Below are 11,081 nucleotides of genomic sequence, written 5' to 3'. Positions count from 1 at the left end.
GCAGATCGCCGCCGTCGTCTCCCGCTGGACCGGCGTGCCGGTGGAGAAGATGCTGGAGGGCGAGCGCGAGAAGCTGCTCTCCATGGAGGACGCCCTGCGCAAGCGGGTGGTCGGCCAGCAGGAGGCGCTGGTCGCCGTCTCCGACGCGGTGCGCCGGGCTCGCGCGGGCCTGAAGGACCCCAACCGCCCCATCGGCTCCTTCCTGTTCCTCGGCCCCACCGGGGTCGGCAAGACCGAGCTCACCAAGGCGCTGGCCGAGTTCCTGTTCGACGACGAGGCGGCGATCACCCGCCTCGATATGAGCGAGTACATGGAGAAGCACTCGGTCAGCCGGATGATCGGGGCGCCTCCCGGCTACGTCGGCTATGACGAGGGTGGGGCGCTGACCGAGTCGGTCCGCCGCCGGCCCTACCAGGTGGTGCTGTTCGACGAGGTCGAGAAAGCGCACCCGGACGTCTTCAACGTGCTGCTGCAGGTGCTGGACGACGGGCGTCTGACCGACGGCCAGGGCCGCACGATCGACTTCCGCAACACGCTGATCATCATGACCTCCAACCTCGGCTCGGACTATCTGGCCGGCGGAGAGGACGTGGAGGCGGCGCGTCCGGCGGTGATGGAGGTCGTGCGCCGGCACTTCCGGCCCGAGTTCCTGAACCGGATCGACGAGGTGATCCTGTTCAAGCGCCTCGGCCGCGAGGAGATGGACGACATCGTCCGCATCCAGCTGGGCCGGGTGGAGAAGCTCTTGGCCGACCGCAGGATGGCCATCGTGCTCGACCCGGCCGCCCTGCACTGGCTCGGCGACCGCGGGTACGATCCGGTTTACGGCGCCCGCCCGCTCAAGCGCGTGATCCAGAAGGAGCTGGTCGACCCGGTGGCCCGCAAGCTGCTGTCCGGCGAGCTCCAGGACGGCTCGGCCATCCAGGTCACCGCAGGCGGCGACGGCCTGGAGATCGGCCGCGCCAACGTGCACTAGCGCCAAATCTTTCCCCGCAGGGGGAGGGGGACCGCCGAAGGCGGTGGAGGGGGGTCACGCCCGCTGAGTCCGATGTCGGCCCATCGCCGACTCAGCGCCTGCGGACCCCCTCAGTCGCTTCGCGACAGCTCCCCCTTGGGGGAGCATCTACGGCGCCGTCACCAGCAGCGCCGCTCGCGCACGCGGCCGTAGTAGGGATCCCAGTAGGTCACCGTCCGGCAGCGCTGCCGGTAGCGGTAGGGCCGGTCGTAGTAGCCGTAGGGCGGGGCGTAGTACCTGGGCGCATAATAGCGTGGCGCGTAATGCCGCCGGTCGTAGTAGCCCCCGCCGTAGTAGGGCCGGTACCCGTAGTCGTAGTAGCCGCGGCTCGAGGCGCCCAGCGCCCCGCCGATGATCAGGCCGGCGATGCCGGCGGCGATGGCGTCGCCATCGTCGTGATCCACCCGGTGCAGGTATTGGGCGCTGGCCGCGCCAGGGGCGGCGATCCCGGCCGCCAGGGTTGCTGCGGCCAACGCGGCCGCCAACAGTCGACGCATCGGAGCCTCCTTCTGAAGGCGCAGTCCCTCTTTCGGCAAGAACGCACGGCCCCGCCTGCGGGTCCACGGCCCCGTTTAGCGCCGGCTCCGTTCAGCGGACGCTAGAGGTCGAGCGGGATCGCCCGGCCGCCGCGGGTCACCACCCGGCGCATGATGGCCATGCTTTGGCCCCCGCCTGCGGCCGGCCGGGCCATGGCGATGACGAACCAGGAGCCGTCTGGCAGGCCGGCGAAGCTGAACCGGTTGGCCGCATCGCAGGTGGTGGTGCGCACGAAGCCCGAGTAGTCGGCGTGGGGCGCCGAGGGGGTGCGGGCGCGGACCTCTTCAGCCGGCAGCGCGGCCGCGTCGGCCGAGGCGTAGAGGATGCTCATCCGCCGCCGCGTCCAAGGCGTCTCCGGCGTCAGGACGACGCCGGAACCGGAGCAGGTATAGCGGGTCTGGCCCTGCCGGAACGCTAGGCGCCCGTCGATGCGGTTGCGGCCGGGGACCTGCGACCAAGCGAAGTCGGAGGGGCTGAACTCGGCCAGGCCGCCGGGGCGGCCGGGGCCCGGGCCCATCGGGGCTCCCGGACCGCCGGCGCAGGCGGCGAGGGTGGCGGCGGCCAGGGCGAGGGCGGGTAGGGCGCGGGTACGGGACATTTGGGAAGTGGTTATGGCAAGGCTGGGGCGGCGCGAAAAGAGCTGAATCTAGTCGTCGCGTCCGGGCCTGGCGCGCATCGCCTTGACGCCCGAGCGCTTGGTCTTGGATTTCAGCCGCTCCATCTTCGAAGCGTAGGTCGGTTTGGTCGGCCGCCGGCGCTTCGGCCGCACGGCGGCCTTGCGGATCAGCTCGATCAACCGCTCGCGCGCCTCCTGCCGGTTCAGCTCCTGGCTACGGGATGTCTGGGCGAAGATCACCAGCACCCCCTCCTGGGTCATGCGGCTGCCGCCGAGCCGGGTGAGCCGTTCCTTCACGTCGTCGGGCAGCGAGGGCGAGCCGCGCACGTCGAAGCGCAGCTCCACTGCGGTCGAGGTCTTGTTGACGTGCTGGCCGCCCGGCCCGCTGGCGCGCACGGCCTTCTCGACGAGCTCGTCGTCCTGCAGGGCGATGGCGTCCGTGATGGGGATCATCCTCCCCCCATAACCTGGGAGGGCGGAAAACTCAGCGCCTGAGCTCGATCAGGTCGAGCACCGACGCCTGTTTCGACCACGGCAGCACCAGCCGGTAGTGGTCTTCGCCCAGCCGTTCGAAGGCGCCGATCTGGTCGTGGGCCGGGTCGTGGCCGTAACCGGCTTGGCCGCCCACATAGACCAGGCGTCTGGCGCCGTCCTCGTAGAGCCGGCCCCACGGACGCTGCGATCCGGTGATCTTCTCCAGCAGCAGCTCGCCGCCAGGCCCTTCCTCCACCTCGCAGCGGAACCACTCGTAGGCGGCGAAGGCCGGCCCGCGGCCGCCGGGGCTTCCGAGCTTCACCGTCCGGCAGTAGTAGGCGCCGGGCTCGGGCCGCGACTCCCGAAGCGCCGCCTTGCGATCCACCAGCAGGCCGAGGTTGGCGAGGTCGGGGCGGTGGCCGCCCTGGCGCGCCTGCCGCAGTCCTTCGCTCCAGGCCTGGTCGATGCGCGCCAGGCGCCGGGCGTCCTCGGGACTGGCTTCGGCGCGCCAGTCGTCGGGCTCGGCGCGCGCCACGGGGCCGAGCTGTATGCCCGCGTAGAAGGCCGCGACGGCGAGCGCCGCATGGATCGTCTTCTTCACCGGCATCAGAGCATTCCGAGCCCGTTCAGCGCCTCAATCGACCGCCTGGCCGAGCTGTGATGCACGAAGACGCCGCCCGCCTGCTCCCATAGGCTCCGGTACTTGTCCTTGTCGTCCACCAGCACGTCGCCGGGATGACAATGCTCGCGCTTCAGCGCGGCGCTGGTGGTGATCACCGGCACCCCGGGGAAGTGCCGCTCGGCCCAGCGGCGCTTCTGCGGTTCGGCCCAATTGCCCCTGGGCAGGCCCGTAAGGATGATGGGATTGAGATCCTTCACGGCGTCATAGAGCTCCATGGCGTCGGGCATCAGCGGCAGGTCGGCGAAGAACTCGGGGGTGGTCGCCAAACGCTTCCAAAAGGCGCCCAAACCGTGGCGCTTCTCGAACCTTTCCGGGGGCATTCCTAAGATTTCAGTGGCCCTGCGGTCGAAATCGGCGAGCACGCCGTCGCAGTCCAGATACAGCTGTTTACGCATACGGGAGGTGCTAACGCGCCTGCGGCCTGCAGGTTCGCATCAGCCGCCCTGGCATTCGCCGCACAGCCCGCGGGCCTCCAGGGTGACGGAGCGGACCGCGTAGCCGGCGCTCGCCGCCGCCGTCAGCTGGCTCGAGAAGTCGGGCTCGAACTCCTTGGCCGCCCCGCAGCAGTCGCAGATGAGGAAGGCGGCGCTGTGCCGCTCGGCCTCCATCCGGCAGGGGACGTAGGCGTTCAGGCTCTCGATCCGGTGCGCGAAGCCCAGTCGCTCCAGGAACTCCAGCGCGCGGTAGACCGTCGGCGGCTTGGCCGGCTCACCGGCGTCGCCGTAGGCGGCGATCAGGTCGTAGGCCTTCAGCGGCCCTTCCGCGCCGAGCAGCAGCTCCAGCACGCGGCGACGGGGCGGCGTCAGCCGTTCCTGCTCGGCCGCGCAGCGGGCTTCGGCCGCGCCAAGGGCCGCGGCGAGTTCGGTCCCGTGGATGCCGTGGGGCGATCCATGGTCGTGACGGCAGGCCTCGCTCATGCTCCCTTCGCTAATCGGGCGCGGCGCTCGCCGCAACAGGCTTGACTGCCCGTTATGTTATTTCATAACACCTCGCATCGCAACTCGCCGAAGGGTCCTCCCATGCGCAAGCTCGTCTGGTTCGCCGCGTCCGCCCTGGTGGCGGGCCCGGCCTTCGCCCAGCCGGCGGAGGTGTCCGAGGTGGTGGTGTCCGGCGCGCCCTACGCGGTGCCGATCGAGGCGACGACGGCCAGCGTGGACGTCCTGCGGCGCGAGGCGCTGGACCTGGCGCCCCCCGCGGGCCTCGGCGAAGCCCTGGCCGGACTGCCGGGCGTGCGCTCCACCTTCTTCGGGCCAGGCGCCAGCCGGCCGGTGATCCGCGGCCTCGCGGGACCGCGGGTGCTGGTGCTGAACAATGGCGTCGGCCTGATCGACGCCTCGGCTCTCTCGCCGGACCACCAGGTCGCCTCCGACCCGCAGGAGGCGCAGCGGATCGAGGTGCTGCGCGGCTCGGCGGCGCTGCTCTACGGCGGCTCGGCGATCGGCGGGGTGGTCAACATTATCGACGACCGCATCCCGGAGGCGCGGGTCGAGGGCGTCGACGGCCGGGTTCTCGGCGCGCTCTCCAGCGTCGACGATGGGACGATGGCCTCCGGGGCGGTGAAGTTCGGCCTCGGCGACTTCGTCCTCAGCTTCGACGCCCTGCGGCGGGAGAGCGACGACTACGAGGTTCCCTCCCCGGCGGAGTCGCGCCGCCAGCTCGAGGCCGACGGCGAGGAGTGGCCGGGCCCGGTGGACGACGTGGTGGAGAACACCGCCGTGGAGCTGACGGCCTATGGCGCCGGCCTTTCCTGGATCGGCGAGCGCGGCTTCCTCGGCGCCTCGGTGAAGCGCACGGAGACCAGCTACGGCGTGCCCGGTCATGCGCATCACCACGAGCACGAGGAGGGCGAAGAGGGCGAGGAAGGGGAGGAAGGGGAGGAAGGGGAGGAGGGCCACGAGGAGCATGAGGGGGAGGGTGTGGTCATCGACTTGGAGCAGACCCGCGTGGATCTGCGCGGCGGCCTCACCGCCGACCTGGGACCCTTCGAGCGCCTGCGCCTCTCGGCAGGCTTCGCCGACTATGAGCATGTGGAGATAGAGGACGGCGCGCCCGCGACCCGCATCGCCTCCGACGGCGCCGAAGCGCGCGTGGAGCTGGTGCAGCCGGAGCGCAACGGCTGGCAGGGCGCGGTGGGCCTTCAGGCGCTGCAGAAATCGATCTCGGCGGAGGGCGCAGAGGCCTTCATCCCGCCGGTCGACATCTCCGAGGTCGGGATCTTCACCCTCCAGCGCCTGGACCGCGAGGGCTGGGGCGTCGAGGGCGGGATCCGCCTGGACCGGCGCGAGCTGGAGAGCCCGATCGGTTCCCGCGACTTCACCAACGTCTCAGCCAGCGTCGGAGCCTTCCTGCGGCCGGTCGACGGCCTGTTCCTCGGGACCTCGCTGACCCGTACAGCCCGGGCGCCCACCGAGACCGAGCTGTTCGCCGACGGCGTGCACGCCGCGACCCGCGCCTACGAGGTGGGCGATGCGAGCCTGGATACCGAGGTCGCGTACGCCCTCGACCTGACGCTGCACTATTCGCGCGGGCCGCTGAGCAGCGACCTGCACCTGTTCGGCGCGCGCTACGAAGGCTTCATCGACCTTAGGCCGACCAGCGAGACGGACGAGGAGGGGACCCCCATCTTCGCCTATCGCCAGACCGACGCCGACTTCTGGGGCGCAGAGGCCGAGCTCGGCTATCAGCTCTGGGAAGAGGCCGAGCGCAGCTTCACGCTTGAGCTGGCGGCGGACTATGTGCGCGGGGCGACTGACCTCGGCCCGCCCGCACGCATACCGCCCTGGTCGGCGAGCGTGCGCGGCGTGTTCGAAGGCGGCTGGTGGACCGGCAAGCTGGAGCTGCGCGAGGTGGGCGAGCAAGATCGCGTCGCCGAGTTGGAGCTGCCCACCGACGGCTACCGGATGCTGAACGCCTCGCTGGTCTTCCGCCCGCTGAAGGACGACGACGGCTTCAAGGTGTTCGCCGAGGCGCGGAACATCAACGACGCCGAGGCGCGCGAGCACGCCTCGTTCCTGAAGGACCTGGCGCCGTTGCCGGGGCGCAGCTTCAGGGTCGGCGTGGGTTACAGGTTCTAGGCGCTTTTCCCTCCGTTCATGGGGAGGGTGGAGCCGCGCGGAGCGCGGGGACGGGTGGGGGAGGCCCGCGCCGCGAGGCGCCCGGCCGTCGAGCGCCCTGCAGCGCCTCACTTCCCCACCCGGTTCGTCACGGTGCTCCGAACCACCCTCCCCATGCGGGGGAGGGAAGGGATTCAGACCTCTTCGGACTCGGTGCTCGGGGCGGCGCCTTCGGAGCCAGCCTCGAAGGTGCGCGGCGCGCGGCGGCGGCGGGGCCGCTTGGCGGGCGCTGCGCCGTCTTCGGTGTCGGGGGTTTCGACGCGCGGGGCGACCGAGGACTGCAGGAAGGCGGGGGCGTGGCTCTCGCCGCCCTCAGCGTCGCGCAGCATCGGCGAGGGGCGCTCCTCGGCGGCCACCAGCGGTGTCGCCTGAGGTTCCGTCACCGGCATCGGATCGCGCTCGGGGCGCTCGCCCCGCTCAGTGCGGTCGAACCGCTCGCGGCGTTCGCCGCCGCGGTCGTCGCGGTCGCGGCGGCCCTGGCCCTCGAAACGCTCGCGCGGGCGATCCTCGCGCGGACGGTCATCGCGCGGACGGTCATCGCGGGGCCGCTCGTCGCGGGGACGGTCGTCGCGGTCGTTGCGCTCGCCCCGGTCGCGGTCACGGCCGCCGGCGAAGCGGTCGCGCTGGCGATCGTCACGCGGACGATCATCGCGGGGACGCTCGTCGCGGTCGCTGCGTTCGCCCCGATCACGATCGCGTCCGTCGCGCTCGCGCCCGTCGCGGTCCCGGCCCTGCCAGGCGCCGCGGGCTTCGCCCTCGGCTTCGCCGCCCTCTCCGGCTTCCTGGGCGGCGTCGGCCTCGGCGTTCGCCTGGGCGCCGCTCTCGTCCTCGAAGTCGATGTCGATGCCGGACGTGAACTGGTCGCGCCCCAGGATCTCGCTCGCTGAGCGCTGCGGCTGCATGGCGCGCAGGAGCCGGAAATAGTGCTCGGCGTGCTGCAGATAGTTCTCGGCCAGCACCCGGTCGCCCGCTGAGCCCGCGTCGCGCGCCAGCTGCTGGTACTTTTCAAACACGTGCTGGGCGTTGCCGCGCACCTTGACGCCTTCAGGCCCGTTGGAGTCGAACGCCCGGTTGGCGTTCTGCTGCTGAGGCTTGCCGCCGCCGCCGCCGCCGCGATTGCGGCCGCGCTGACGCTTCATACCCTTGAAATCTCTCATTCGTCGCTGACCGTCTCGGGCGCCGCGCTCATGGGGAACTAAGGCGATTGGACCCGTGTGGTTCTGATCGGAGCGGGCGGTTGCAGCCCAGGATCCGTCTGTTGATGAGCAGGTTTCCCCGTCTTCCAACCTGGCTTGAGGAGGCGCGCGTCACGCGAGATTTGCGGGCTCGCGCCTGCCGGAGCGGTCTTGCGCCTCTGTGGGGGACGCTTGAACCTGTTGCACCGGCCAATTGGGGTGGAGACGCTTGCAGATGTACCGATTCAGCGGCCGGTTTCCAAGGCCTTTTTCGCACCTGCAACGACACGGTCCCGGTCGGCCAGGTCCTTGAAGGTCTGAACGTCGAGGGCCCCGGCCTCGCGGAACAGCGCTTCGACCGCCGCCTTTTGGTCGTAGCCGATCTCCACAGCGAACCGGCCGCCGGGTTTCAGCACCCGCAGGATCTCGGGCGCCAGCCGGCGGTAGGCGTCCAGCCCGTCCCGTCCGCCGTCCAGCGCCAGCCGCGGCTCGTGCTCGCGCACCTCGGGCTCCAGCGTCTCGATCACGTCGGTGGCGATGTAGGGCGGATTGGAGACCACCAGGTCGAAGTTCTCGTCCGCCAGGCCCTCGGTCCAGTCGCCGCGCAGCAGGGCGCAGCGGCCCGCCAGCCCGAGGGTCGCGGCGTTCTCCCGGGCCACCGCCAGCGCCTCCTCCGAGACGTCGACGCCGAGCCCGCGGGCCAGCGGCCGCTCCGCCAGGATGGCCAGAAGGATCGCGCCCGAGCCGACGCCGAGGTCGAGGACGTTGAACACCTGGTGCTCGCCGAACGCCTTCAGCACCAGGTCGATGATGGTCTCGGTGTCCGGGCGCGGGGTCAGCACGGCGGGCGTCACCCGCAGCATGATCTTCCAGAAGCCCCGCCGGCCGAGGATGTGGCTGACCGGCTCGCGCCGCTCGCGCCGGTCGAGATAGTCCAGAAGCCGCGCCTCCTGCTCCGCCGTCAGCGGCCGGTGCGGATCGGTCAGGATGTCGATCCGCGCGGCGTCGGCGGCCGCCTCCACCAGCAGCCGCGCGTCGATCACCGGCCCGGCTAGGCCGGCGGCCTCCAGGCGGCTCTTGGCGGCGGACCAGGCCTGAACGAGGGTCAGGGTCAAACGGCGTCTTCCCGAATAGGCGCGGCGCAGGCGTCGCCGAGGCTCACCTGCCCGCCCTGGGTGACGTGAACGTAGATGCCGCAGTTCATGTGCCCATAGGCGTCGTAGAGGCCCTTCACGATGTCCATGTCCCGCTCGGCGGTGTCCGGGTTCACGTGCGTCGCCGCGCAACGGACTATGGGCTTGAAGACCTCCGCCCGCGCCCAGCCCAGCATCAGCCGCCGTCCGGTCCAGTCGTTCTCGGCCCAGGCCGGCCAGCCCTCGACATAGAGGTTGGCCCGAAAGCGCAGCGGATCGATGGGCATGCCCATCCGGCTCTCCAGGTCGCGCACGCTGGCCATGTTGATGATCGAGACGTGGCCGCGCGGGTGATCGGTGAACCGGTGGCCGTCCACCGCCTGCACGACGCGCAAGGGCCCGCGGGCCTCCTCACCCAGCAGGTCGGCCACCCAGCGGGCGAACGCGTCGCGGCCCTCCAAGTCGGCGAGCCGCTCGGCGAACATCGGGCGGCCGGGCGCCTGCGCCTGCAGAAGGGTGGTGGCCGCATCGTAGCGGGTGCGCGCCTGGGCGACCTGCGGGATCGACATCAGCACCGTGAACTTCTGCTTGGGGATGAAGGCCGGCGCGTCCGGGTCGTAGCCGGAGGGTCCGTTCTCCACCGCCCAAATGCGGTCGCACGGGAAGGGCTGGCCAGGAACGAGCTCGGCCGCCTGCAGCGGTTCCGGCGTAAAGCCTTTGACGGGATGGCGGAACAGGGCCGCGACGAAGCCGGTCATCCCAGGTCTGTTGCCGCAAGACGGATCGGTCTACAAGGGAACGGCGACGCTTCGCCTAGGGTTGTTCGTCGCGGGGGAAGGGAGATGCTCGCTTGCGTCGAGACCAGGACCGGGCGCCTGGCCCGCAACAACGCGCCAGCCGTCTGCCCTCCTGGCTGCTGAACGCCGCCCCCTGGGTCGCCCTTGCGGCGACCACCGCCGCCCTCTTCTACCGCGAGCCGCCCAAGCCCCAGCCGGGGATGAGCGTCCAGCAGGTGCTCTCGCCGGAGGAGCACGACCTGGCCGAGCCCGGCCGCGGGCGCCTCGCCACCGCCCCCCACAAGATCCCGCCCAAGGGCTGGAAGGACATCCTCTGGCGCACCTATCAGGAGGTGACCCACGATCGGCTGAGCGCGGTCGCCGGCTCGGTCACCTTCTACACCCTGATGGCCATCTTCCCGGCGCTCGGTGTGTTCGCCTCGCTCTACGGCCTGTTCTCCGACGTCGAGCAGGTGCGCCAGCAGCTCGCGGACCTGGCCACCGTCTTCCCGCGCAGCGTCCTGGACCTGATCGGCGAGCAGATGATGCGGATGGCCACCCGCCGGCCGGTCAGCCTGTCCGCCGCCTTCGTGATCTTCCTGCTGGTTTCGGTCTGGAGCGCCAACGCGGGGGTGAAGGCCCTCGTGGACGGGCTCAACATCGCCTACGACGAGATCGAGAAGCGCAACTACTTCCTGCGCGTGGCGCTGACCTACGCCTTCACTTTCGGCGCCCTGGTGTTCCTGACGCTGGTGACGGTCATCCTTGTCGCGGCGCCCATCGCCATCCGCAACCTCGGCTATCTGCGGCTGCTCGAGGCCTGGATTCCGCTGCGCTGGGTGCTGTTGATGCTGCTGGCGGCGAGCGCCTTCTCCGTCCTGTTCCGCTACGGCCCCTGCCGCAAGCGCGCCAAGTGGCGATGGGTGATGCTCGGCGGCCTGTTCGCCGCCGGCCTGTGGCTGGGCGGATCCCTGGGCTTCTCCTGGTACCTCAACAATATCGCCCACCTGGACGTGACCTACGGCTCCCTGGGCGCGGTGATCGCCTTCATGCTGTGGGTCTACGTCTCGGTGATGGCCGTGCTGATCGGCGCCGAGTTCAACGCCGAGATCGAGCACCAGACTGCGCTCGACTCCACCTCTGGCCCGCCGAAGCCGATCGGCCAACGCGGCGCGGCCATGGCCGACACCGTGGGGCTCGCGTTGAGGGGCGGGCTGACCGCCGCGATCACCGCCGCCTGGCGGGGCGGGCGGCGTCAGGCCGATCGCGTGCACGGCTTCATTCGGCGCCGCAAGGTCGACCGGTCGAAGAAGGTCGATGCGGGGTCATCGCGATCCGCCAACAGGGCCGCCTGATCAGGCGGCGCCGCCGCTTCGACCCTCGCCAAGCTCCTTCGCCACGATTTCGGCGGCGGCGCCCTGCAGATAGGCTCTAGCCTTGGCGAGCCACTCGGCCGGCACGGCCACCCCGCCCCTGGACATCGCCCCCAACCACCTCTCGAACGTCTCCAGCGACGGGGGCGCCGGGTTCTGGCCGTCCGGGTTCATCAGGGCCAGCATG

The 11,081-nt window shown here is 70.9% G+C and carries 13 protein-coding genes; 3 read left to right on the top strand and 10 right to left on the bottom strand.

All coding sequences use genetic code 11. From position 1 onward, the window contains the following. The coding region (locus VHK87_RS14895; RefSeq protein WP_329635675.1) for an AAA family ATPase at positions 1 to 976 on the top strand (976 nt) is incomplete at its 5' end. A 158-nt stretch (positions 977 to 1,134) separates the two neighbouring features. Here VHK87_RS14895 and VHK87_RS14890 read toward each other — a convergent pair. From VHK87_RS14890 to VHK87_RS14865, 6 genes are all read right to left on the bottom strand, one after another. Further along, positions 1,135 to 1,512, bottom strand: a complete 378-nt coding sequence (locus VHK87_RS14890; RefSeq protein ID WP_329635674.1) for a hypothetical protein — start codon at positions 1,510 to 1,512, stop codon at positions 1,135 to 1,137. A gap of 101 nt (positions 1,513 to 1,613) precedes the next feature. After that, positions 1,614 to 2,150, bottom strand: coding sequence for a hypothetical protein (locus VHK87_RS14885; RefSeq protein ID WP_329635673.1), 537 nt, complete (start codon positions 2,148 to 2,150; stop codon positions 1,614 to 1,616). A gap of 48 nt (positions 2,151 to 2,198) precedes the next feature. Next, positions 2,199 to 2,621: an alternative ribosome rescue aminoacyl-tRNA hydrolase ArfB gene (gene arfB / locus VHK87_RS14880; RefSeq protein ID WP_329635672.1), complete on the bottom strand. Its 423-nt coding sequence runs from the start codon at positions 2,619 to 2,621 to the stop codon at positions 2,199 to 2,201. Between the two features lie 31 nt (positions 2,622 to 2,652). Next, entirely contained in the window at positions 2,653 to 3,249 is a 597-nt protein-coding gene (locus VHK87_RS14875; RefSeq protein ID WP_329635671.1) for a DUF4893 domain-containing protein, read from the bottom strand. Continuing rightward, positions 3,249 to 3,719 carry a 5' nucleotidase, NT5C type gene (locus tag VHK87_RS14870; protein ID WP_329635670.1) on the bottom strand — a complete coding sequence of 157 codons (471 nt, stop codon included), beginning with the start codon at positions 3,717 to 3,719 and terminating at the stop codon, positions 3,249 to 3,251. The genes VHK87_RS14875 and VHK87_RS14870 overlap by 1 nt, the downstream gene beginning before the upstream one ends. A 39-nt stretch (positions 3,720 to 3,758) precedes the next feature. Then, positions 3,759 to 4,241, bottom strand: a complete 483-nt coding sequence (locus VHK87_RS14865) for a Fur family transcriptional regulator (RefSeq protein ID WP_329635669.1) — start codon at positions 4,239 to 4,241, stop codon at positions 3,759 to 3,761. A gap of 102 nt (positions 4,242 to 4,343) precedes the next feature. On the opposite strand from VHK87_RS14865, the gene VHK87_RS14860 reads away from it, so the two are divergent. Further along, positions 4,344 to 6,398 carry a TonB-dependent receptor domain-containing protein gene (locus VHK87_RS14860; RefSeq protein WP_329635668.1) on the top strand — a complete coding sequence of 685 codons (2,055 nt, stop codon included), beginning with the start codon at positions 4,344 to 4,346 and terminating at the stop codon, positions 6,396 to 6,398. A gap of 173 nt (positions 6,399 to 6,571) precedes the next feature. Here VHK87_RS14860 and VHK87_RS14855 read toward each other — a convergent pair whose 3' ends face one another. The 3 genes from VHK87_RS14855 to VHK87_RS14845 all read right to left on the bottom strand — a co-directional run bounded on the left by VHK87_RS14855 (position 6,572) and on the right by VHK87_RS14845 (position 9,503). After that, positions 6,572 to 7,576 carry a DUF4167 domain-containing protein gene (locus VHK87_RS14855; RefSeq protein WP_414694152.1) on the bottom strand — a complete coding sequence of 335 codons (1,005 nt, stop codon included), beginning with the start codon at positions 7,574 to 7,576 and terminating at the stop codon, positions 6,572 to 6,574. Positions 7,577 to 7,857: 281 nt separating this feature from the next. Then, a complete protein-coding gene (prmC, locus tag VHK87_RS14850; RefSeq protein ID WP_329635666.1) occupies positions 7,858 to 8,727 on the bottom strand; it encodes a peptide chain release factor N(5)-glutamine methyltransferase in 870 nt (289 codons plus the stop codon). Next, positions 8,724 to 9,503 carry an MOSC domain-containing protein gene (locus VHK87_RS14845; protein ID WP_329635665.1) on the bottom strand — a complete coding sequence of 260 codons (780 nt, stop codon included), beginning with the start codon at positions 9,501 to 9,503 and terminating at the stop codon, positions 8,724 to 8,726. Before VHK87_RS14845 ends, prmC begins: the two co-directional genes overlap by 4 nt. Before the next feature lie 92 nt (positions 9,504 to 9,595). Between VHK87_RS14845 and VHK87_RS14840 the strand changes: the two genes are divergently transcribed. After that, positions 9,596 to 10,876, top strand: coding sequence for a YihY/virulence factor BrkB family protein (locus VHK87_RS14840; RefSeq protein ID WP_329635664.1), 1,281 nt, complete (start codon positions 9,596 to 9,598; stop codon positions 10,874 to 10,876). On the opposite strand, the gene VHK87_RS14835 is transcribed toward VHK87_RS14840, so the two are convergent. After that, a partial coding sequence (locus VHK87_RS14835; RefSeq protein ID WP_329635663.1) for a hypothetical protein occupies positions 10,877 to 11,081 on the bottom strand: 205 nt, incomplete at its 5' end.

The sequence above is a fragment of the Phenylobacterium sp. genome, assembly GCF_036263695.1.
Classification (GTDB): domain Bacteria; phylum Pseudomonadota; class Alphaproteobacteria; order Caulobacterales; family Caulobacteraceae; genus Phenylobacterium.
Note: the sequence above shows the minus strand (reverse complement) of the source record. Positions and strands in the feature narration are given on the sequence as shown.